We start from the raw sequence: 22355 nt of genomic DNA, 5'->3' as shown, positions 1-22355 counted from the left end.
TGCCAGTGCTTCGAGGGTCTTACTATAGTATGTACCTATAGATCTAATGAAGGAAGAAAGCCTACCAGGTCTCTTTAAAGTTACCTACAATACGTTTAATTGGTGCTACTGTGATAAAAGCTTCTGGATCAGTAGTAAGCACTATCTTTTTGGTTTCCGACCATTGGTGTTTTACAATAACGCACATTAGTACCTGTTTGTCCTGATGAGTATAGGCACCGCTCGCATTCCAAATCGTCACACCGCGTCGGACAACTGATTTTGTGATCGCTTCAGCTACCTCTTCTCCTTTTTTGGAAATAATAGTAACTGTGATCCGATCGATATGATTGAGAACCAAATCAACTGTACGGGACCCAATGTACATAGAGATGATGGTGTACATCCCTATCTCCGGATTACCAAAATAGGAGGAAGCTATCACGATTAGGGCATTTATACACAGTCCAAAAACGCCCATCGGGATTTGAAAATACTTCACAGCGATTCTGCCTAAAATGTCCGTTCCGCCAGTTGAGCCACCTACGCGAAGGATAAAACCTGTTCCCATACTTGCAATTAACCCACCAAAAACGGCACCCAGTAAAATATTGTGGGTCCATAATTGCTTTTGTGGAATCACATTGAGAAAGATTGAGATGCAAACAACTGCGTAAATGGTATAACAAATAAATTTCTTGCCGATTTTAAGATAACCGAGAATCAATAAGGGAATGTTTAGCACAAAATATAAAGTACCAACACTCATCCCTGTCAGTCGATATAGAAGCGTACAGATTCCGGTTAAGCCACCAGGTAAAAGCTGATGGGCGGCAATTAGCGTATTGGCTCCGAAGGCAAATACTGCACAACCGATTAAAATGCCTAGTAGATCACGACAAACACACCAAACAGGATGATAAAAAAAGCGTTTTGTTTTCTCAGGAATGTCAGCAGTACTCATGTCGTTTCGTCTCGTTCTCCATTATCTTTTCTAGTTTGTAATACTCGTATGATTTTACCTAAAGCTATGCCAAGATTCAATAACGATTGAGAGTTTTAACAAGGCAATGATATGAATTTTTTGTGAGTGCTTGCGTGACAGCGAGCAACAATGTCTGTCAGGCCGGTAACATTCGCATATAGGCTAAAAATGCTCCTTTTTCTCCAAATTCGACAACCATCACGTTTGACTGTACACTTTTGATATGACATCATTAGTAGCAGAAAGGAGGGAAAGTGATGGGGCAGTGTATCGGATAGGAGAATTGGCTGTTTTGGCAAACATTTCAAAACGGACTGTTGATTACTACACGAACTTGGGGCTTTTGCAACCGAAGCGGTCTTCTTCCAATTATCGTTATTATGATGAGTGTGATTTGGAAATTTTGCAGATGATTGAACAATGCAAGTCATTACACATGCCGCTCTGTGAAATAAAGGAATTGGTAAGGAATAAACGGGAGGCTCCCAATGCCGAGCAACTGTTGGCATTGACTAAAGATGTTAATCAACGTATGCAACAGCTCGAGCAGGAGATGAGTTTGCTGATGAGCCAGATTAATTCTCTGTCGGAAGAGGAGCAACATGAAGTTCGACAAAAACTGTCGGTACAAGGAACCACGCTTTTACACTCTTTATTGCTACTTTTGCCTTACAAGCAGGAAAAAAATTAGAGAGAGAACGACTCGATGGAGGTGAACACCTTAATTCAGCGATGGATTAAGGTAACTGGTTGGAGATATTTAATTTAGTCATGGTGTTTATTTTAATTGCCTTTACTGGATTTTTCGTGGCGGTAGAATTCGCGATAGTCAAGATTCGTACCAGTCGCATTGATCAATTAGTCGCGGAAAAGAAACCAGGTGCATTAGCAGCAAAGAAGGTAATTACCAACTTGGATGAGTATTTGTCAGCATGTCAGTTGGGAATAACGATTACAGCAATGGGTTTGGGATGGCTAGGCGAACCTACTGTACATCATATGCTACAGCCACTTTTTGAAAGCATGAATATTTCAGGTGGAGTGGCCAATACCCTTTCTTTTATTATTGCATTTGGAACCATGACATATTTGCATGTGGTAGTAGGAGAATTGGCTCCTAAGACCTTTGCTATTCAAAAGGCAGAGCGAGTGACTCTGTTATTTTCAAAACCATTAATTTATTTTTATAAAGTGATGTATCCGTTTATCTGGGCTTTGAACGGTTCCGCACGCTTTCTTACTGGGGTATTCGGGTTAAAACCAGCCTCCGAGCACGAAATGGCTCACACAGAAGAAGAGCTGCGACTGATCTTGTCAGAAAGCTATCATAGCGGTGAAATCAACCAAACTGAATTTAAATATGTTAACAATATTTTTGAATTCGATAACCGGATTGCGAAAGAAATCATGGTACCGCGCACCGAAATGGTGGGTCTCTATCTAGATGACCCGATAAAAGAGCACATCAAAACCTTAAAATCGGAACAATATACACGCTACCCGGTTTTTGGCGAGGATAAGGATGATGTAGTCGGGATTGTAAACGTTAAAGATTTCTTCATTCATAGCTTGGGTGAGAGTGAGCTACAGATCACCAGCTTGAAAGAGTTTACTCGTCCTGTCTTAAAAGTAATTGAGACGATAGCTATCCATGACCTCTTAGTTCAAATGCAAAAGAAACGCATTCAAATGGCTATTTTGTATGACGAATATGGAGGCACTGCTGGATTGGTCACGTTGGAGGATATCATTGAAGAAATAATCGGTGAAGTCCGTGATGAATATGATGAAGATGAACGCCCACGCATTCAAGAGGTGGGATTAAACCATAAAATTATTGATGGAAAAGTGCTGATCAGTGAAGTAAATGAGATGTTTGATCTGTATATGGATGATGAAGATGTAGATACGATCGCGGGCTGGATGCTTATGCAAAATCCCGATCTACGTAAAAATGTCCCAATTGTATACGAGGGCTATGAGTTCCGTATATTGGAGAGGGATGTTAATCACATTAAACGTGTGGAGATTAAGCCTGCTGCTCAGCCAGAAAAAGAAGGTTCTGTTGAGAAGGAATAATCTACCTGTAAATTAGCCAAAAAAGGATAACATGCAAAGAAGGCATTTCTGGATTCGTTGATTCCGGAAGTGCCTTCTAATCATTATCCTAAAAAATTGCAAAGATTATCTGGGATTTATGTGAACTCTCAATTGAATTTTGGGCGTAAACCATGTAACATGTAATACATGGTTTACAATACCTAGAGTTTATGTAGGCTAAACTTCTGGTGCCTTATCTTACAGGGTAAGCGCAAACCGAGCAGGTCATACATACACATTGGTCAACATCATTGTTTGGCTGTTGACTGTTAAGTGAAGCATAGGCTCTCATCCCGTATTTTTTGAAAGGGGCGAGAGCTTTTCAATACTTATTTGGATAAAAAGGAGTTTTAGAGAATGAGTGTAACCATGGACAAAATCGTCGCTCTTGCTAAACACAGAGGATTTGTATTTCCAGGATCTGAAATTTATGGAGGTCTTGCGAATACGTGGGATTACGGTCCGCTTGGTATCGAGTTAAAGAACAACATTAAAAAGGCTTGGTGGAAAAAATTCATTCAAGAATCTCCGTACAATGTTGGTATTGACGCGGCGATCTTGATGAATCCAAAAACATGGGTTGCATCTGGTCACGTGGGCAATTTCAACGACCCAATGATCGATTGTAAAAAATGTAAGGCACGTCATCGAGCAGATAAGCTGATTGAAGATAAACTTGCAGAAAAAAACATCGAGCTAGTTGTTGATGGTCTTCCTTTTGAAAAAATGCAAGAGCTTATCTCGGAACATAGCATTACTTGCCCAGATTGCGGCAGCCAAGACTTCACGGATATCCGTCAGTTCAACCTGATGTTTAAAACGTTCCAGGGTGTGACAGAATCTAGTGCGAATGAAATCTTCCTGCGTCCCGAAACTGCACAAGGTATCTTCGTAAACTTTAAAAATGTCCAACGTACGATGCGTAAGAAGATGCCGTTTGGGATTGGACAGATCGGTAAAAGCTTCCGCAATGAAATTACACCAGGTAACTTTACCTTCCGTACACGTGAATTTGAACAAATGGAGCTTGAATTCTTCTGCAAACCTGGCGAGGATATGAAATGGTTCGAGTTTTGGCGCAACTACTGCTTCCAATGGTTGTTGTCGTTGGGAGTAAAAGAAGAGAATGTTCGTCTTCGCGATCACAATGAGGATGAATTATCCCATTACAGTAAAGGCACGAGCGATATTGAATATAAATTCCCGTTTGGCTGGGGAGAGCTTTGGGGTATTGCGAACCGCACAGATTTCGATCTGAAGCAGCATATGGAGCATTCTGGGGAAGATTTCTCATACCTTGATCCTGAAACGAATGAACGCTTTGTACCGTATTGCATCGAGCCATCTCTTGGTGCAGATCGTGTAACGCTATCATTCTTGATCGATGCGTTTGAGGAGCAGGAACTTGAAGGTGGGGATAGCCGTACCGTTTTACGTTTCCACCCAGCGTTAGCACCGTATAAAGCAGCTATTTTCCCATTGTCCAAAAAATTGTCTGAACCAGCTATGAAAGTGTTTGCAGACTTGTCCAAGGATTTTGTGGTAGATTATGATGAGTCCGGTTCTATTGGTAAACGTTATCGCCGTCATGACGAGATTGGGACACCACTTTGCATTACGTATGACTTCGAGTCCGAGCAGGATGGCATGGTAACGGTACGTGATCGTGATACAATGGAACAAACACGTGTAGCGATTGCAGATTTGAAAGCCTTCATTGAAGCTAAAATTTCTTTTTAAGCTTGTACAATTTTAGCATTGTATGATAAATTGCCTGCAAGAGCTTGATTCTATTCAAAAAACATTTCTTTCATCAAACCTTTTACTTCTACAAAAAGCCGTTCTCACTACAAGTGTGGAGAGAACGGCTTTTTCGTACGGAGCTTACACGTTAGCAGGTTAACAAGCTGCTCGGAGATTGTTTGTTGAAGCCCAGCATATATTGCTCGGTAATAATTTAGACCCAATAGGCCTGTTATACAGTTTACAGGATTCAACAATTGACTATGATAATCTTTATCAACTAAAATGAAGAGAGAATGAGACTGAATAGTATAGGAATAACTGTTAATTACGATACATATAAAGGGAGTGTTAGTTTATGTTTATCGAAACAAAAACGATTATTGTAAAAGAGGGTACTTCAGATTTGGTGGTGAAGCATTTTACTGGGGAAGGCGAAATTGAGAAGATTGAGGGATTTATCGATTTAAGCGTGCTAGTAAAGCGAACTCGTAAGGGACATGATGAGGAAGTTATCGTGTTAATTCGCTGGGAATCAGAAGAGGCTTGGAAAAGATGGGAAACCAGTGAAGCTCATCTGGAAGGACACCGTCAAAGCCGTGGGAAACCAAAACCAGATCATATCGTAAGTTCATCCCATGGTGTGTATGACGTAAAGTCTAGTAAATCTGCCATCGTACAATCATAATTAGGATGTTGAAAAGAGGCGCTCATATAGCGTCTTTTTTCATGTTGTTTAACTAATTAATCCACACCTAAATATGCTATTTAAGGTAATTTTTAGGAAAAATTAAGTGAGTCTTAAGGTATGCATCTATAAACTTATAGGCAGATATGCTACCATATTAGTAGATAAAAGGATTTATTTCCTATTATTAACACAGAAGATGAAGCGGAAAAGAGATCGCATCGTAGGCAAAATATCAGAGTAAACCGAGCAAAAGGTCAAATTGATTTTAGGCTGATAGGGTAGCTTGTCATTTGAAAAAAGAGAATCTAGGAAAGCAGTCAGCTTTTTTCAGGTATAAGAAATAGCTACTTACTAAGTATACGAAAGAGATTTTTTGTGCGGTAGGAATATAATAAAATTGTGATGATTTTTCTATTAGTTTTCCATATTATTTCTTTATTTTTCTAGTAGAATAAAAAACAGCGAGGAAGAGATCACAAAACCAAGGAAGGAGCGAAGAGCATGTCTTATGAAATTTCATATTTTACTGGACCTGTTTTATTATCGATGGCTATGATCGGCTTCTGGTTCTCTACGGTTTTGGTACGCAAAGATCTTCGCACACAAACCGTTGAGGCAAGTATTCAGGACGTAAGTGAACATCATAAATTATTGAAAAAAATGGATGATGCCACCTATAAAGATGTAAAGCAAAAACTGAAAATGAAGTCGAAGAAAAAACAAGTGCAACAATAGTGGAACATAGGAGTATCTTACATGCATGTGAATTGGACAAGCTAATGCAGAAAAGTGAAGAAGTGAGCTCCCAAGGGCTGTCGGAAACATTCCGGCAGCCTTATTACATTGGAAAAGGGTTATGAAACCAGCTCTTTTTACGAGGTTTTAATACAAGCGTTTGGTGTAGCTATCATGTAATAAGTCAGCTACATCTTCCGGGGAAAATTTTGCATGCTCGGCCAACATGACCGCTGGTTTGGGGAGGTTTTCCTTAGGAAGCCAGCTAGTTGGTTGCCAGAGCCCAGAACGTTTAAAAGCTTTAGCACAATGAACAAAGCATTCCATTACCTCTACTGCAATTGCCAATTGAGGTACTCGTCCTTGCACTTGCATGGGTTCGAGAAGCTCCTGATCTGCAATGATCTGTGCTTTTCCATTAATACGCAATGTTTCTTCAAGTCCTGGAATGACGAAAAGTAAGCCTACGTATGGATTAGATAAAATATTTCGAAGTGAGTCGACTCGACGATTGCCAGGGCGCTCAGGTATGAGAAGATGGTGGTCATCTAGTACATGCACAAAGCCAGGATGGTCTCCACGTGGAGATGCGTCACAAAGCCCCTCTTTATTGCTTGTAGATAAAACGAGAAAAGGTGCTTTCGCTAAGAAGGAACGGCAATGCGCATCTATGAACGGAATAACCTTGTTTTTGGCTAGAGGACTTGGTGTACCAATCATTGTAAGCAGTTCTTCTTCAGATCCGATAGTATGTTGAAAGGATTTCATTTAATCAGACACCTCTTTTGAAAATAGTTACTAATTATTATTATAATGTTCGCTAAATTTTATAAGCAGTATCAATCATATCATATTTTGAATATTTTGGCGTGGTTGGCGTAAAAGAACAAGTGGATTGGAATGGGGAAAAGCGGGGGAATAAGAGACCCTTGAGAAATTTTTCCAATCAGGCAGGTCAGTTTCAAGGTTTTATTGGTTAAGATAGGTTTTTATTGCTTTATAAAGCATGTGAATGATTATAGCCAACAAAAATACTGCTGCTCCTCTTGTTTTTTTGTTTTTCCATTCCTTAAACAAAACATAAAGCGAGGCTAGTATCAGTAAACAGATGATAATATCTAACATAGTTTATCCTCAGTATGGTGTAATTTTATTTTTTAATAACTCATCTTGAAGAGCTTCTTTACCTGCAGTGAGGCATTGTAGAGTTTGACCTCATTATAACCCAACTACTCCTGCTTCAGAAGTAGCAATATAGGAAGCTGCTGAAAAAGCAGGAATATCTGGAATGACCTAATAAACACAATTAAAACGATAAAATTTTATTGTTTTACGATAATTTTTTGTTGACTTTAAATATGCTCCAAATTAATATATGGTTATTAGCTAGATGAGAAGGAGAACTTTTATGAGACAGAAAGAACTATCATCGTGGTTAAAATTAATCATTATGTTTTGTGGAATTTCTGGTGTATTGCTCTGCATTTATATTGCACCTGAAATTGGAAAGAAAGTTTTACTGGAATCAAAAAATTTACAGGACCTTTACAATCCTTTTACTGGATTTATTTGGATTACAGGAATTCCATTTTTTATTGCTCTAGTTTTAGGATGGCAAATATGTTCCGATATTGCCTTTGATCAAGCCTTTACTGTTAAAAATGCAGATAGATTGAAGAGAATTAGTGTTTTATCAATGATTGAAGGTGTATTGTACGTATTAGCGTTGTTTTATCTTTTCGTAGTAGGAAGCTACCACACAAACATTTTAGTTTTTATAGTAATGTTTCTATTTTTCTCGGTCGTTATTTCCGTATTTACTTCCATGCTTTCTCATTTAGTTAGAAAAGCTAGTGAGATAAAGCAGGATAACGATCTAACGATTTGAGGTGCTAAAGTATGCCTATTATAGTAAACCTTGATGTAATGTTGGCGAAAAGGAAAATGAGTGTTACAGAATTATCAGAAAAACTAGGAATTACAATGGCAAACGTATCAATTTTGAAAAATGGGAAAGCAAAAGCGATTAAATTTTCAACTTTAGAAAAGATATGTGAAGTTCTAGAATGCCAACCAGGTGACATTTTAGAATATAAGGGAAACAAAAAATAATAAAACGTAAGATGCTTAAAGAATGGTGCAATTTCCCATATTATCTCATTTTAATTTTAAAAGTGTATGACAGTAACGTACCTATTAGTGATGGAACTAAGCCACTATTTACGGATTGCCATTTTATAACATCACTACTTTTTGTTCTTATACACTTTGTAGCCTTACTGATTGTATTAAGGGCATTATTCCAAAAACGTGATGTGCGTTAAGTCTACATTGCACAGAACCTATCCAGTTAGAAGGTGAAAACATGAGATATATACAAGATCTTTTTTATTTTGGTTACCATCAAGCCTTATCTTGCATCTTTCCAGTGATTATCTTTGTAACACTTGCTGTTTCAAAGATGATTTCAATTCCTGGATTGCATCGTTACGATTTTATTCTACTTATTTGTCTGATTACGCAATTTCTCATGTTCAAATATAATGTAGAGACAAAAGACGAATTAAAAGTGATTAGTGTGTTTCATGTTATCGGATTTCTATTAGAAGTATATAAGGTTCATGTCGGTTCATGGTCATATCCAGAAGAAGCATGGACGAAAGTTTTTGGAGTACCACTATATAGCGGTTTTATGTATGCAAGTGTGGCGAGTTATATTTGTCATGCTTGGCGGAGATTTGATTTAAAAATGAATAATTGGCCAAAATATAAATGGACAATACCACTTGGAGTGATGATCTACTTAAACTTTTTCACACATCATTTTATTTTAGATTTCCGTTGGATTTTGACAATCCTTTTATTTATTGTCTTTTTTAAAACTTATGTGCAATTTACAGTGCGAAACAACACATATAAAATGTCACTTCCTCTTTCATTTTTCCTAATTGGCTTCTTTATATGGATTGCAGAAAACATTGCAACGTTTTTCGGAGCGTGGAAATATCCGAATCAACAAGACTCTTGGAGTCTAGTACATATTGGTAAAATTAGTTCTTGGTTCTTACTTGTTGTTATCAGCATAATGATAGTCGTTCAGCTTAAAGAAGCTTGTTACAAAGGTTCTGTAATATCTAAAAAAGTAAGGAGTTCCAAAATAAGTTAAAAACTTATTTAATGAATGTAAAGTATCTAATGAGACCATTTTCTCTGAATGTAAAATGGTCTTCTTTCAGCACATTTGACTCATATAGGTTATTTGCTCCTTTTAATAACATGTAATGAAAATAAGCTAAATTCCTTTCGTACAGGTATTTGGCTTTTTTTATGTCGAAATTTGCTAAGCGTACAAAATTTCCGATTTTTGATGAACTGAAAGGTTTTAATGAGAAGTTGAAGATTGCCAAAGTCCATCCGTATATTCTTAAGCCACCTGCGAAAAGCAAAGTGGCTTTGTCTTTTACCAAGATATTAATATCTCAGATTTTCTGAAAATAAATAATGAATCAATCTATCTATCTATCTATCCGCTGTTAGATGAATAATCATTTTTAACTCTAAGAGTCTTGCAGGCCCGTCAGCTCGAATCCGAGAATCTGGATTCGCCTCGGTCTCCAGAGACCGTTGAATAGCCACGACAGGAAAGGCTCTGATAAGTAACTGCTGTATAGAGGAAAAAGAGCGAGTGAATAGGATTTATATATACGATTGTTATATATGGGAAAAATTGGGTAAATATACTAAAATATTATATTGATGGTAATTGTTAAACTTGACACCTATTAAATCACAAATGGATGGAGGGTTAGAAAATGGTAATTGGCACTAAGCTACTTGTACCAAGAATAAAAGCGTCCTTCGTTTCACGAAAGGAGCTCTTTAGAAGATTGGACCAAGCACTTTCGCTTCCAATCACATTAATTGTTGCACCAGCATGCTATGGAAAAACGACGTCAGTAGGTTTGTGGATAAAAGAAAATCTAAAGTGTGTAGGATGGCTTTCGTTAGATACTCAAGACAATGAATATATTCGTTTTTGGAGCCATCTGATCGCGTCATTGGAAGTAGTGCTTCCAGGTGTAACTGAAAAATGTTCTCACATTTTAGATAGAGGATATCAAGATTCGTTTTCACTGATCAAAACCTTAATTGAGCACATGCAGCTCATAAAAAGGACAGTGGTATTTGTTCTTGATGACCTCCATGTGATTTATCGAAATGATATTTTGGAGTCACTTACATGGCTGATAGAATATCTCCCTCACCATGTCCACTTGCTCATCACAGCTAGAACCGAGCCTCCGCTGCCAATCGTGAAATGGCGGGCAAGAGGGCATATTTTACAGTTAGGCGTACATGATTTGCAATTTAAAAAAGAAGAAACTAAGGTGTTTTTTCATGAATGTGCGAATCTTCACTTAACAGATCAGGAAATAGAGATTCTTGTAAGTAAAACAGAAGGCTGGATTGGGGGGATGAATCTCATAGCTCTCTCAATGACAGAGAAAAACGATTTTTCAAAAAGGATACATCAAGTTAATGGCGTACATCGAGACATTTCTGACTTCTTATTTAATGAAGTGTTTCAACTTTTACCCGATGAATTGCAATTGTTTTTATTGCAAACATCTTTATTGAAAAATATGAACAGTAGCCTCTGTGATACTATAACAGGACGTTCAGACAGTCAAAGCATGTTGGAAAAGCTAGAGAAAATGAACCTCTTTATTACTCCGCTTGATGACAATCGTGCCTGGTATAGATTCCACATGTTATTCTCTGAATTTTTGAGAAATCACTTCGCGCATAAGTATCCAGATAAGGTCTCTGAGATTTATCAAGCAGCAGGGAGATGGATGGAAAAGTCCAATTCCTTTGAGGAGGCAGTAGAATATTATTTAGCAGGAGAACATTTTCTCGATGCGTCCCGACTTATCGAGGAATTGATGCCTTTATTGTATCAAGGCCGATATCACTTACTGGCTGGTTGGATTAAGGAATTGCCAGAGAGGTATCTACTAGAAAGGTCGAGTCTACATCTCATCCGCACGTCTCTTATCCTAGAACAGGAGGGCGTACAAAAAGCAGATACGTATTTGGAGAATGTCGCCGAGCACTATCAAGCAATAAAGTGTACCCTTTCAAGGGAAAATATAAACGAGTACGAATTTCAACTATTAGGATGCAGAGGATTAGTTTCACTGTTCAAGGGAGAGGCAGACAAATTTTTGCAATTAGTAGAAGAGAAGATAGAGCGTTTTGATCAACGTGCTTTCGAGTTTTTAGGTATATTATACGATGATCGAGAGATAAAGGTGACGGCTAGTCCAAATGATTCACTAAAAGAAGTAATGGATTTTATATCTAGGTTCATTGAAATTGAAGAGAGATCAGCGTATTGCAAAGAGACTCCACATCTAGGGATTTTGTATACATATTGGGCGGATATGAAGTATAAGTGTAATGAACTAGATGAAGCCCAAGTATACGTAAATAAAGGGTATGAATATGCGAATCGTTTCCATATGTTAAAGCTCTTCATCTATTCCTCTCTCATACAAGCGAAGATACATCTGGCAGAAGGACGCTGTGAAGAAGCAATAGAAATCCTACAGGAATCCATAGAAAAAGCGGCGATTGACCATCCTAATGTTATTAGAAAGGTGTACAGCCAAATGGCGATGATTTGGTTAGAACAGGAAAATGTAAGGAAAGCGAATGAGTATATGCAACTCGTACAGATAAGTGCCGACGACGATATACATCCACAACTTGTCATGGAATACCTTGATTTGCTCAAATGTTTCTTAGCGAAAGAAAAAACAGCACAGGCGTTACGTTTACTTAGAAAGGTACTTATGATTGTGAGTGAGTTACGGCAAACGCAAAGAATGACCGTCACGCTTATACATGCTAGGGTAATGTTCCAAATCGGTAAAATGAGAAAAGCCTTTCATTTGTTGGAAGATGTGCTTATTAAGGTAGAAAAAGAGGGATGTATTCGAATGATTTTGGATGAGGGTAAGCCTATATTAAAATTATTGCAACGTTACTTAACGATGAGAAAAAAATCTCTCAGTAGCTCAAATGCCCCCCTATCCCTTACCTACCTGGAGACATTATTACAACAGTTTGGGGAGACAATCCCCCTCAAAGAGAAGGAGAACATTCTTACCAAGCAAGAAACAGCTATTCTACGTATTTTGAGCACAGGTCTGACCAATGTAGAAATAGCCAAGGAGTTGTGCATTTCAAAAGAAACGGTTAAAACTCATATAAATAACATTTTTAGAAAGCTGGATGTATCTAATAGGGTACAAGCAGTGTCAGTTGCGAAAGAACAGGGTTTTTTAGATTAAATGCAAAAATTACCATTTTTCCACCCTGCTTTCCCCCATATGGGGGAAGATAGGGTTTTTTTTATTCGGTAGAATACGGACATAAGAAAGAGAGAGACACAACACACGTCATAGTTTCGAAAAAGAGGTGAAACCATGCAAAAAATGAGTCATCCATTAGAAAAATTAGTTCAGCCTATGGTGGGATTGATTAGTCGAGTTGATCGTCTCCCTATATCCCCTGGAGAACCAGAGTTTCCCATTCATTTATCTTCATTAGGTGACATTTCCCATTCACTTACTCAGATAAAACGCGCAACGCAAGGAAGGTCCATTAGCGGGGGTATGGATGGAGCGGGTGGTTCTACAGACGTGACCGAAAGCCGTATTCGTTCGATGGCAGAAGGGTTAGAACGTTATTCTAGTTGTACATATGATGAAAGCCAGTTCATTTGGGCAACTGCAGATGAGCTAGGCGATGATGCTATGGATCTACGAAAAGTGCCTGTGTGCTCGGATGCAGAACTTCGTCATCCAAAATGCGGAGTCATAAATCCTGTAACGGATGCTCCAATTCGATGGGTGAAAGGAATCTCTTTACTGGATCAAAGAGAGGTATGGGTTCCAGCCATTATGACATACCTTCATCTTTCTGCAGAAAGCATAGGAGAGAGGTTCTGGCTACCGATTTCTACAGGGTGTGCCGCCCATGTATCTATCGAGGAAGCATTAATCAGTGCCATTTGTGAAGTGATAGAGCGAGACTCTATTTCACTTACTTGGCTCCAACATCTCCCGTTGCCACACATTGAATTTGATGAGATGGATGAAGACATGCGGCAGTTTTTAAAGCAAACCAATAAGGGTGGACACATACAGCAATATATTTTTGATGCGACCACTGATATCGGTGTTCCCACGATTTATTCTGTACAAATAACGCCGCACAATCGAAAGCTTGCTGCACTAGTTATGTGCGCTACCGATCTAGATCCTAAGCGAGCAATTAAAAAAGTAATGCGAGAGGCTGCTTCATCTCGAATAGCGATGCTCGCAGATAGAGAGATCCCTGAAAATATCGATGATTTCTATCACGTAGTACATGGGGCTGTTTATATGGGAAAACCAGAGCACATTGGGGCATACGATTTTCTTACGAACTCCCCTCATCGTCGAGTTGTTTCTCAACTCAAAAATTTGGACACGGGCAATGCCGTTGATAACTTAAATAAATTACTGAATATACTGTCAACGAAAAACCTAGATGCATATGTTGTTGATCTTACGACAGATGAAGCTCTGAAGGTCGGCATGCGGGTCGTTCGCGTAATCATCCCAGGTTTACAGCCACTGTCGTTTAGTCACCGCTCCCGTTTTTTAGGACACCCTCGGCTGTATACTGCCCCAGCAGCTATGGGTTATGCAGCGAAAACAGAAGAGCAGCTTAATCCATGGCCACAACCATTTGCATAACAAGATGGAAAGAAGGAGATCGCGATGAAACCGATTCATGTAATTGCAGTGGGTACTTTTGGTACGGAAGTTGCCAATCAGATCGTGAGCAGAGCTCCGGAAACAGTAGTGACACACATGCCGGCAACCTATACACAGCTTCCTACACATCTATTTCCAGTAGCTAGAATACATGTATTGGCATCATGGAGAGCTGTTAGTCAGTTAAGTAATCAAATGGACGAGTACTCTTATCGTTGGAAAATACCTTGGCTACCAGTAGTAATGGATCATCCTTATCTTAGAATTGGACCATTTGTAGATACGAGTGAAGGTGCATGCTACCATTGCTTTGAAAAACGGTATCTCCAGCATTCACCTACTCCAGAATACATAGATGCACTTAATAGCTACTATGATGCTCATCCAGAAGCAGGTCCAAAAGGCTTTCTTCGGGTTTTTGCCAGTCTTAGTGCGGCTCAGGTCATCCATCTGGAGAAGTGCTACAGGCAAGAATCCACATCGATCTCCGGGTCTTTATGGCAGATAAATATATTAACTAGCGAACCCCTTCAAACACAGGTAATTGGCGTTCACGGATGCCCTCGGTGTGGTCTAGGTCGTCAGGAAGAGGATCGGAGTGTAGCACAACTGCGCGTGGATCTGAAAAATCTCATCAAAGAACCGACTATTTCCAAGAAGGAGCTGATCCAATCATGAAAAGCTCTACGATGTCGGCGGAGAAGATGGGAATAGCAGCAGAGATTGACCCACAGTTTCAGTTGCCGAGGAAGCCTAGAATGACGGACGGCTTTCAAGTGGTTCCAATAACAAGAGGGTTATTGGTGCATGGCGGGGAATCGATGGAGGTGTTCCGTGGACAAGCTGCTTCACATTTTCTTCCCCAATTCATTCCTTTATTAGATGGGACAAAAACGCTGGATGACTTGGCTACTCATTTTCCAAGCTATTCACCTTTAGCTATCAAAAATGTACTAGCGCTGTTATTCGCAAGAGGATTACTTGAAGACGGGATAGAGGACGAAGGTTATGACATGGCTGACTTTGATCCCGAGGCTCTCGCTTTTTTCCGCAGACATACCGATCTGACTCGAGTCAATCGTAGTGCGGTAGAAGGGCTGAATCGACTAAAACAACAAAACGTTATCCTTATAACAGATGTTGAACAGGGAAAGAGCGTGCAGAAAGAGCTCTTACATGTAGGGGTAAAAGATGTCCAGCTCTTATCAATGGAGGATGAAATATATTTACAAGATATCACCTTTGTCTTAGTATTTTTGGCTGCTCATAGTCGGTATACAAGCAAGCTACAAGAATTGGATAGAGTATGCGGGGAAAAAGAAATTCCGTGGTTGCTGAGTATGGTAGACGGGGAAAATGGGGTCATCGGGCCGTATTTAGATAGGTCACTAACTGGTTGTTACGATTGTTTTCAGGCTAATTTGAAATGGGAGCCAAGAGGGATACCATTAGTTGAACACATTGATTGGTGGGCTCAATTTACAAGTATGCAGGTGACATATCTCTTGAGCAGAATGGCTCCATCTATGGCATTAGAATCGATTATTTTTGATTTTGATAAGTGGAGCCAAAAGAAGCAACGCTTAGTTTGCAGGCCTGGATGTCCGAATTGTATGCCGATGGACTACTTGAGCGCTGAAGCTCCTGAGATCGCATACCGTTTTGAGAAAATGATTGCCTTCCCACCAAAGGATTTTCTAGATCCCAAAGCACATCAGATGCATTACAAATCAAGTAATATAACTCTCTCATACGATTCAAAACAATATCCAAGCTCGCCAGTCATTTCCTTACCAGGTGAGGGAGAGCTGGTTGTGCCGAAAGGGAATTTTTTGGAAAATCTGTTTGCATTCTCACCAGATGAATCAAAATGCAGCCTTCTAACATTAGCAGCTCTATCTAGAGTCCTAGTGTGCGGAGCTGGTCTACGAGCAGAGCAAGAAGGTGCGAAGGTGGATGACAAACTGCAACGCTGGGCGCCTACTGGGGGTAATCTAGGCTCTACACAGATATACGTACTTGCACGTACCGTGGATGGCTTGCAGTCTGGTGCATATTTTTATCAAATAAAAGACCATGAGCTAGCTCGTATTGGTGCAAGTGATGGGATGCAGGATATAGAAGCCATAATGTCCCAAGTAGTGGGTGAATCACCAGATCGTTATCCCGATGCGTTAATCGTACTGACTGGGGCCTTACATAGGGTTGCTACCAAGTACCATGCCTTTGCCTACAAAGTGATCCATCTGGATGCTGGAGTAGCTATGACGCAAATGCAGGCGGTCGCTTCTGGACTAGGCTTGTCTGTTACTGTCTACCATACTTGGGAGGAAGAAGCGCTATATCAGCAGCTTCAGGTGAATGAGATCGGAGAGCCAATCACGGCCATCTTTGCCCTGCATAGAGAGGGGGGAAAATATTGAACGTCGTACAACCATTTGAGCTTATTGAGATGATGATCGCAGAAAATAAATATAATCGTGATCTAGGTGAAGTTGATGCCACTGTGATACCTCTACAGTTAATCGTGGAACAACAAAGTGATAGCTCAGAAAATATCAAGCTACCTTTCGTATCCACATTAGGTCAGGAACTACAGGACGTGCTTTGTCATCGAACGAGTGTCCGCTTTTTTGATCGAGGACAGATCGATTTGGGTGATGTAGGGGCGATGCTGGCAGCTGCAACAAAAGGTGATCAAATCAACTGGGAAGCACAGCAAGAGAAAGGAATTCTATTACAAATACTAGTGGTGGCTTGGCGGATTGACGGCTTGGAGCCTGCTATCTATCAATACGATGAGAAAAAACACGTCTTGGTAAAAGTAGGAGAGGCCCCGCCGCAGGAGGAAGGGCATGTACTTGTCCTGCAAAAAGAGTTCTCATGGGCTCCAGCTATCCTAATCATTACTGGCTCTCTTGGAGCAGCCCTGCATGCTTATGGAAGTCATGGGTATCGACATTTGTTAACTAGGGGAGGAGCCGCTGCTCATAATGCTTGGCTTGCAGCATTAACCCTAGGATATGAGGGCAGTGTGTTTGCAGGCTTTTTGCCCAAGCCTCTGAGCAAACTGGCAAAGGTAGATGGATATAAACAAGCACAGCTATTTGCCTTTGCAGTGGGAAAGCCGCTGAAAGTATGAGTGCCATAGGTTTTACAGACTAATAGCCACCCCAGCAAGCCTGGAAAGGAGGTGATAATCATGGAACAAAAATGTGGAATGGTAACGCAGTTGGAACTGTACGCAGAAGAGCTTCCTAACCAAGTGGATTTGGCAGTGGCAGCTGGTACAGCAGGTAGTGCTAGTACAGGAGGCACTTTATCTTGCCCGATTTCCTCAGCAGGATGTGCTGCTACAGCTGGATCAGCTGGATAATAGAAAATAATGAAAGTGGGTGTACAGAATGGATCAAAAACTCGGAATGGTAAGTCAGTTAGAATTGTATGCAGAAGAGCTTCCTACTCAACTGGATATGGCAATTCCGGCTTCTAGTGCAGGGTCTGCTGGTTCTGCAGGTACATTGTCTACGCCGTTTTCTTCAGCGGGTACTGCAGGTACCGCAAGTAGCGCAGGCTAAAGAAAGCTTTCGTACGAAAAAGGATTTCCCACTCGAGTGGTGGTACCAACAGGACGGTTGGTACCACCGCTCATTATCTCTAGCGTATATCATCCCAGACTGTAAGAAAAGAGAGTAGGTGATTATATGGCTGCGGCGCAAGCAGAATCTATTACTGAAAAAGATATGCATTTTTTATCCTATCCCTTTCAGCTACAAAAAGAGGTCGAAATGCTACAAGGGGCAAATAACCAGACGATGTTATTTCATTCCACGAGTGGAAAATACATTCTTATTCCAGAACTTGGTGTCAAAATACTCAGAATGTTGGATGGGAAAATAACCGGTCAGGACGTCGTACATGTGTTGGAATCGGAATATCCCAATCACTCATCTATTCAAATACTGGTTTACCGCTTTTTTCGTGACTTACAACGATCAGGTGTACTCAATATAGAACCAGAAGAAGAACGTGGTTTCGACTCCGTGATACATAAAGTAAGTCATAGGCCGATACTAAAGCTCCCGCTTGTCCGAACGATTGAAGCAATTACTGTTTTTATTGCGAGAATGATCAGTTTTATTCCAAAGCCTGCTGCGCGCATACTCCTTACTGGAATAAGTATGGGGGCTGTCTTTCTGTTTCTTTGGTCAGGGAATATCTTTGGATTTTTTCCGAATCTGGCGCAAGTAGTCTGGGGCTTTGTTGTGCCAGTTATACTCATTCACTTGATTTTCCATGAATTAGCCCACGCGGTGGTTAGTCAATATTTTGGTGTTCGTATTCGAGAAGCCGGCATCGGGTTATTGTACTATTTCATTCCTATAGCCTATGTTGATCGGACAGATACCTATCGCTTACAGAACAAGTTTCATCGGATGTACATTTCATTGGCCGGCCCTTTTTTTGATTTGAGTGCCGCTGGAGTGTGGGCGGCGATTGCTCTTGTACTGGGAGAGACACGATGGGGAGAAACCGCTTCTCTTATTTCTTTTCTCGGCATCATGCTGATGATAGGCAACCTGAACCTACTACTGCCTACAGATGGTTATCACGCGCTTGAAGCAGCCACCGGAGAGATGGTATTACGCAGAAGGGCGTTTTTGTATGTTTTTTACCGCATGCTGAGGCGTCCTTTACCGAGCTATTTGCAAAATGTGAGGAGCCCACGAAGTATGATCTATATGATTTATACGATGCTTTCGTTTCTGTACATGTGTCTGTTATTCGTCGTGATCGGATTTGTGGCGTATACCTTATTTTGAGGTGATATAGATGTCTAACGAACAAGCTACTACAATTGCTCCTTATTTAATGGTACGTGTAGCAGGAGGTACTACAAACCATCTGCAAAATCTAATGCTAGTCAATAGTATTTCAGCTCTTGCTCAGGTTTTCCAAGAAGAAGAATTCCTTCGATCATCTGGCGAGCACATCGAGCAAGCTTTATATCAGCTTGTGCCTTCTTTAGCGAATGAGGAACAGGGGACGTTACGTAATCTTTTACAACTGAAAAGAAGTATTTACAACAAGCGCTATCCGAAACTTAGTGACCTCGATCTCCAAGCCATAATAAACAAATTATCTGCTGAGACAGCCCAAATGCTGCGCGAATGGATTCAATCGGTCCGTTCCCGTGACAACGCTCTGCTACTGGCCAATGAGATCTTTGCAAAGGAAGTTCTCCAGATAAGTGAGCGATTAGCTAACATGATGAGTCATCCAGAGTGGCAAAAGGGTCTGGTCTTGGCCAGTCCAGAATATGTTCGCTCCTACCGTATTGATCGGATCAAGCAGTGGCTTCCTACTAATCAATATGCACGGTCAAGTGTCTCTTATGTGGGGCGGATCGCGAGTAAAGTAAGCCCTTTCAGTACATTTGCAAATGTAGGACTTACATCGTTCCAAAAAGATACTTCCTTGCCCCCAACACAAATTTTTGGCGCCTCCATCTGCCATCTCTCTTTGGCAGTGGTATCTGAGTTGGTTTTCGAGATGGCAAAGAACGAGGAATTATTAGGATTATTTTCCTATGAAAAGAACCCCTCTATTAAATGGGACGGGACACAGATAACGTGGATAAAAATGTCATATACAATGTATAATGGGTTTGCATGGCGTAATGAACAGATTGTCACAAAGGAAATACCTGAGGAACAACGAGATACTATTAAGTGCCTGACAGGGGGCACTTATCAGGAAATAGAAAAGAGACTGCCTTATTGTATGAATTTTCTTGATTTAATTAATGAGGGATTGTTTCAACCTGTTTTGCCGTTTTCACGTAACAGCCTATCGCCAGTAATGGGTGTGATCGAAAGATTGAAGTTGATTGACAGCAAGAAATCTCGCAGATTGCGTAGATTACTCCAATTGATTGATACTTGTGCGAATCAAATGGCCAAAAGCGAGGCGGATAAAAGGCTGCGTCTCACCACGCTCATTTCCAGACTAGCTCGTCGTGCATTTCTACAGGTACAAAAAAAGAACCCGATTTCTTTGCAAAAGAGCAATTTGATCTATGAAGACGTTAGATATCATACGCCGATTCCTCCTGTGGGAGAATTGGTCAAGCAGGATTTGATCCGATTAGGAGAACAGTTAAGTCCCTACTATTTTAGAACACATGTGTACGATCTGTTAGTCGATCATTTTATCGAACGCCACGGAAAAAAAGGAATATGTGATGATATTTATGAGTTCTTATATAGTTTTTATCAGCGAAAGGATTATGGGCGGTTACTAAAAGAGGCGATCCAAAAAGATAAGAAGACAGCCGAAGATGCTTTAGCAGGGAAGCGCATCTCTCATACTCGTCTTGCATCGGCTCCCCCAAGTGCTTGTGCATTTTTCCAGATCGCGTCATCTAACGGGATAACAGGGATACAAAGTGGAGATTATCAGATTGTATTGAATCAGCTGAACAGCGGGGAAGGTGGACTTTTATCAAGGTTTTTACCCTTGTTTGACGAGGCTAATGGAGATTTAGCAACAAGCTTGAAGGAGTGGGTGCAAGACATGTATCCGTCAGACGGGGAGGTGCTGTATTTTCCTGTAGTGTCTGATTTCAGCAATCTACAGAAGCAATGGGGACTACTTAAGAGTGCCCTCCGATGGGGGACTGAAAGCCCGACTACAGAAGAGGCCCCTGATATAGAAGTGACAGATATACACTTATCCCTGAGTGAAAATGGGGTGTTTATGTTTTTCAACAAGTACGGGCAATCAGTATACCCGCACTATTTAGGGGCGGTTCCACAACACTTTATAAGCGGACCTCTCCGCTATTTTTTGACAATGTTTTCTCCTTGGTTAAGTGCTTTTCATTTGGGAGTAGGGACAAATCTTCATCCTCCAGACGATTTGGAATATTATCCACGAATCCAAGAAGATCGGATCGTACAGAAGCGCGCGTTTTGGCGAATTCCTATTCATCTGGTTCCCCTACAAGAGAAAGGGGAGACGGACTTTTCCTATTTCTTTCGGTTACAAAAATGGCAACGCGAGAACAGTTTTCCCGATGAGGTATATATAGCGAGGGAGCAAAGTGAGCTTTCTATGATAGCGAAAAAACGAAAGCCGATGTGGTTACATTTTCAGAGCTACCATTCTATTCAAACGGCATTGCAGACCGTGATCGATGAGACTGTGCTAAGTGTTACATTGACGGAGGCACTACCAAGTATCACAGAGCATTGGCTCGAAAATGAAAGAGGAGAAATTTGTGCAAGTGAGTTTGTGTCCCTGATAAAGTGTGATTTTTCTCAAATATGAGAAAGAAGGAGGTTCTCATGAGCAAGAAATGGATTTATTACAGTGTGTATCCCGGAAAAGAGGCTTATTTAGATGAGGTCGTAATAAAGATTGTCGGTGATACTTTTCGTGAGCTTACCGCTTGTCAAAGTGTCCATCGATGGTTTTTTATTCGTTATGTTGATTTCGAGGGGTACCATGTAAGACTTCGTTTTCAAGTAGATGATGCCGTGGAAGATATGTATGCAGAAAAATTAGAAAGACGAATCCACACACTCATGGATACGATCTTGTCGGGTTCTGCACCCCAGATTCGTCGTTTACTCCCTATGGGGAATAATAAGAATGAATCAGAGAGGGAGAGTGCTGTAAGACGAGAAGAGTACGAGCCAGAATATGAAAAATACGGTGGTACGCTAGGGGTATCGCTCTCAGAGATATGCTTCGAGTCTTCAAGCAGACTGGCTTTAGCAGGACTTGAAGCAGAAAGCAATGAGGTTATTGACCGATTTCATTTAGCGTTGTTAATTATGGGTGAGACAGCCAAACAAGCAAAATTATCTGCCTCGGAACAAAAAGAGCTATGGAATCGTATCCTACATTTCTGGAGCGGTGCCGATTATCCTGAGGGAGTTCATTATAAAGAAAGTTTCCAAAACGCTGCTTCAAAAAGAATAGAATCCTTGCAAAGGAGCCTACAAAACTACAAACAAAACGAATCTATAGCTGAAATGATGGATGATTATCGATTTCACCTGAAGGATGTGTTTGAACAGATTCGAGGCTCGAAGCAAATACGTTTACCAGCTTCTCATTTTGTATTTCATTATATTCATATGATGAATAATCGTTTGGGTATATGGCCTATGGAGGAAGCCTATCTAGGTGCATTACTCGCTGCTGTTGGGAAATCATGACGAGCTTTTCAACTTTAAACAAGCCCCCTGTTTATCACTAATCACAAGTGAGCAGGAGGCTT

Annotated in this window: 20 protein-coding genes; 18 read left to right on the top strand and 2 right to left on the bottom strand. The window is 40.5% G+C overall.

Features of this window, described 5'->3' with window-relative positions; genetic code table 11:
• Positions 1-61: 61 nt before the first annotated feature.
• Positions 62-943: a YitT family protein gene (locus tag AYJ08_RS01155; RefSeq protein ID WP_064016253.1), complete on the bottom strand. Its 882-nt coding sequence runs from the start codon at positions 941-943 to the stop codon at positions 62-64.
• A gap of 244 nt (positions 944-1187) precedes the next feature.
• Between AYJ08_RS01155 and AYJ08_RS01150 the strand changes: the two genes are divergently transcribed.
• The 5 genes from AYJ08_RS01150 to AYJ08_RS01130 all read left to right on the top strand — a co-directional run bounded on the left by AYJ08_RS01150 (position 1188) and on the right by AYJ08_RS01130 (position 6233).
• The gene (locus AYJ08_RS01150) at positions 1188-1655 is read left to right on the top strand and encodes a MerR family transcriptional regulator (RefSeq protein WP_064016252.1); all 468 of its coding nucleotides are present in this window, start codon (positions 1188-1190) and stop codon (positions 1653-1655) included.
• 59 nt (positions 1656-1714) lie between these two features.
• Complete coding sequence (locus tag AYJ08_RS01145) at positions 1715-3043, top strand: hemolysin family protein (RefSeq protein WP_082890827.1); 1329 nt, start codon at positions 1715-1717, stop codon at positions 3041-3043.
• 378 nt (positions 3044-3421) lie between these two features.
• A complete protein-coding gene (locus tag AYJ08_RS01140) occupies positions 3422-4804 on the top strand; it encodes a glycine--tRNA ligase (RefSeq protein WP_031415275.1) in 1383 nt (460 codons plus the stop codon).
• A 361-nt stretch (positions 4805-5165) separates the two neighbouring features.
• On the top strand, positions 5166-5495 hold the full coding sequence (locus AYJ08_RS01135; protein WP_003339582.1) for an antibiotic biosynthesis monooxygenase family protein: 330 nt from the start codon (positions 5166-5168) through the stop codon (positions 5493-5495).
• A gap of 504 nt (positions 5496-5999) precedes the next feature.
• A complete protein-coding gene (locus tag AYJ08_RS01130) occupies positions 6000-6233 on the top strand; it encodes a hypothetical protein (protein ID WP_156038001.1) in 234 nt (77 codons plus the stop codon).
• A 147-nt stretch (positions 6234-6380) separates the two neighbouring features.
• On the opposite strand, the gene AYJ08_RS01125 is transcribed toward AYJ08_RS01130, so the two are convergent.
• Positions 6381-7001 (bottom strand): pyridoxamine 5'-phosphate oxidase family protein, encoded by a 621-nt coding sequence (locus AYJ08_RS01125; protein ID WP_064016250.1) that lies wholly within the window; start codon positions 6999-7001, stop codon positions 6381-6383.
• A gap of 640 nt (positions 7002-7641) precedes the next feature.
• Between AYJ08_RS01125 and AYJ08_RS01120 the strand changes: the two genes are divergently transcribed.
• From AYJ08_RS01120 to AYJ08_RS01070, 13 genes are all read left to right on the top strand, one after another.
• Positions 7642-8121: a DUF2975 domain-containing protein gene (locus AYJ08_RS01120; RefSeq protein WP_064016249.1), complete on the top strand. Its 480-nt coding sequence runs from the start codon at positions 7642-7644 to the stop codon at positions 8119-8121.
• An 11-nt stretch (positions 8122-8132) separates the two neighbouring features.
• The gene (locus AYJ08_RS01115; RefSeq protein ID WP_031415270.1) at positions 8133-8345 is read left to right on the top strand and encodes a helix-turn-helix domain-containing protein; all 213 of its coding nucleotides are present in this window, start codon (positions 8133-8135) and stop codon (positions 8343-8345) included.
• A gap of 253 nt (positions 8346-8598) precedes the next feature.
• On the top strand, positions 8599-9399 hold the full coding sequence (locus AYJ08_RS01110; protein WP_064016248.1) for a DUF817 domain-containing protein: 801 nt from the start codon (positions 8599-8601) through the stop codon (positions 9397-9399).
• A 646-nt stretch (positions 9400-10045) separates the two neighbouring features.
• Entirely contained in the window at positions 10046-12592 is a 2547-nt protein-coding gene (locus AYJ08_RS22680) for a winged helix-turn-helix domain-containing protein (protein ID WP_082890826.1), read from the top strand.
• 135 nt (positions 12593-12727) lie between these two features.
• On the top strand, positions 12728-14044 hold the full coding sequence (locus AYJ08_RS01100) for a YcaO-like family protein (protein WP_231928961.1): 1317 nt from the start codon (positions 12728-12730) through the stop codon (positions 14042-14044).
• A 24-nt stretch (positions 14045-14068) separates the two neighbouring features.
• Positions 14069-14743: a TOMM precursor leader peptide-binding protein gene (locus AYJ08_RS01095; RefSeq protein WP_064016247.1), complete on the top strand. Its 675-nt coding sequence runs from the start codon at positions 14069-14071 to the stop codon at positions 14741-14743.
• A complete protein-coding gene (locus AYJ08_RS01090) occupies positions 14740-16488 on the top strand; it encodes a SagB family peptide dehydrogenase (RefSeq protein WP_064016246.1) in 1749 nt (582 codons plus the stop codon). Before AYJ08_RS01095 ends, AYJ08_RS01090 begins: the two co-directional genes overlap by 4 nt.
• Complete coding sequence (locus AYJ08_RS01085; RefSeq protein ID WP_082890824.1) at positions 16485-17207, top strand: nitroreductase family protein; 723 nt, start codon at positions 16485-16487, stop codon at positions 17205-17207. The genes AYJ08_RS01090 and AYJ08_RS01085 overlap by 4 nt, the downstream gene beginning before the upstream one ends.
• 60 nt (positions 17208-17267) lie before the next feature.
• Entirely contained in the window at positions 17268-17441 is a 174-nt protein-coding gene (locus AYJ08_RS23240; protein ID WP_157452764.1) for a thiocillin family RiPP, read from the top strand.
• A gap of 28 nt (positions 17442-17469) precedes the next feature.
• Positions 17470-17643: a thiocillin family RiPP gene (locus tag AYJ08_RS23235; protein ID WP_157452763.1), complete on the top strand. Its 174-nt coding sequence runs from the start codon at positions 17470-17472 to the stop codon at positions 17641-17643.
• 126 nt (positions 17644-17769) lie between these two features.
• Entirely contained in the window at positions 17770-18888 is a 1119-nt protein-coding gene (locus tag AYJ08_RS01080; RefSeq protein WP_082890823.1) for a PqqD family peptide modification chaperone, read from the top strand.
• Positions 18889-18898: 10 nt separating this feature from the next.
• Positions 18899-21397, top strand: coding sequence for a lantibiotic dehydratase (locus AYJ08_RS01075; protein ID WP_064016245.1), 2499 nt, complete (start codon positions 18899-18901; stop codon positions 21395-21397).
• 17 nt (positions 21398-21414) lie between these two features.
• The gene (locus AYJ08_RS01070; RefSeq protein ID WP_064016244.1) at positions 21415-22293 is read left to right on the top strand and encodes a thiopeptide-type bacteriocin biosynthesis protein; all 879 of its coding nucleotides are present in this window, start codon (positions 21415-21417) and stop codon (positions 22291-22293) included.
• The last annotated feature ends 62 nt before the right edge of the window (positions 22294-22355 follow it).

Origin of the sequence: Brevibacillus sp. SKDU10, assembly GCF_001645205.1 — a bacterium.
Lineage (GTDB): Bacteria > Bacillota > Bacilli > Brevibacillales > Brevibacillaceae > Brevibacillus_B > Brevibacillus_B halotolerans.
The sequence above is the reverse complement of the archived record's forward strand: the minus strand, read 5'-3'. Positions and strand labels throughout refer to the sequence as shown.

Excerpts from the sequence above, each read along its gene's own strand:
- AYJ08_RS01155 (WP_064016253.1), bottom strand. The coding sequence starts at position 943 with ATGAGTACTGCTGACATTCCTGAGAAAACAAAACGCTTTTTTTATCAT.
- AYJ08_RS01150 (WP_064016252.1), top strand. The coding sequence starts at position 1,188 with ATGACATCATTAGTAGCAGAAAGGAGGGAAAGTGATGGGGCAGTGTAT.
- AYJ08_RS01140 (WP_031415275.1), top strand. The coding sequence starts at position 3,422 with ATGAGTGTAACCATGGACAAAATCGTCGCTCTTGCTAAACACAGAGGA.
- AYJ08_RS01135 (WP_003339582.1), top strand. The coding sequence starts at position 5,166 with ATGTTTATCGAAACAAAAACGATTATTGTAAAAGAGGGTACTTCAGAT.
- AYJ08_RS01130 (WP_156038001.1), top strand. The coding sequence starts at position 6,000 with ATGTCTTATGAAATTTCATATTTTACTGGACCTGTTTTATTATCGATG.
- AYJ08_RS01125 (WP_064016250.1), bottom strand. The coding sequence starts at position 7,001 with ATGAAATCCTTTCAACATACTATCGGATCTGAAGAAGAACTGCTTACA.
- AYJ08_RS01120 (WP_064016249.1), top strand. The coding sequence starts at position 7,642 with ATGAGACAGAAAGAACTATCATCGTGGTTAAAATTAATCATTATGTTT.
- AYJ08_RS01115 (WP_031415270.1), top strand. The coding sequence starts at position 8,133 with ATGCCTATTATAGTAAACCTTGATGTAATGTTGGCGAAAAGGAAAATG.
- AYJ08_RS01110 (WP_064016248.1), top strand. The coding sequence starts at position 8,599 with ATGAGATATATACAAGATCTTTTTTATTTTGGTTACCATCAAGCCTTA.
- AYJ08_RS22680 (WP_082890826.1), top strand. The coding sequence starts at position 10,046 with ATGGTAATTGGCACTAAGCTACTTGTACCAAGAATAAAAGCGTCCTTC.
- AYJ08_RS01100 (WP_231928961.1), top strand. The coding sequence starts at position 12,728 with ATGCAAAAAATGAGTCATCCATTAGAAAAATTAGTTCAGCCTATGGTG.
- AYJ08_RS01095 (WP_064016247.1), top strand. The coding sequence starts at position 14,069 with ATGAAACCGATTCATGTAATTGCAGTGGGTACTTTTGGTACGGAAGTT.
- AYJ08_RS01090 (WP_064016246.1), top strand. The coding sequence starts at position 14,740 with ATGAAAAGCTCTACGATGTCGGCGGAGAAGATGGGAATAGCAGCAGAG.
- AYJ08_RS23240 (WP_157452764.1), top strand. The coding sequence starts at position 17,268 with ATGGAACAAAAATGTGGAATGGTAACGCAGTTGGAACTGTACGCAGAA.
- AYJ08_RS23235 (WP_157452763.1), top strand. The coding sequence starts at position 17,470 with ATGGATCAAAAACTCGGAATGGTAAGTCAGTTAGAATTGTATGCAGAA.
- AYJ08_RS01080 (WP_082890823.1), top strand. The coding sequence starts at position 17,770 with ATGGCTGCGGCGCAAGCAGAATCTATTACTGAAAAAGATATGCATTTT.
- AYJ08_RS01075 (WP_064016245.1), top strand. The coding sequence starts at position 18,899 with ATGTCTAACGAACAAGCTACTACAATTGCTCCTTATTTAATGGTACGT.
- AYJ08_RS01070 (WP_064016244.1), top strand. The coding sequence starts at position 21,415 with ATGAGCAAGAAATGGATTTATTACAGTGTGTATCCCGGAAAAGAGGCT.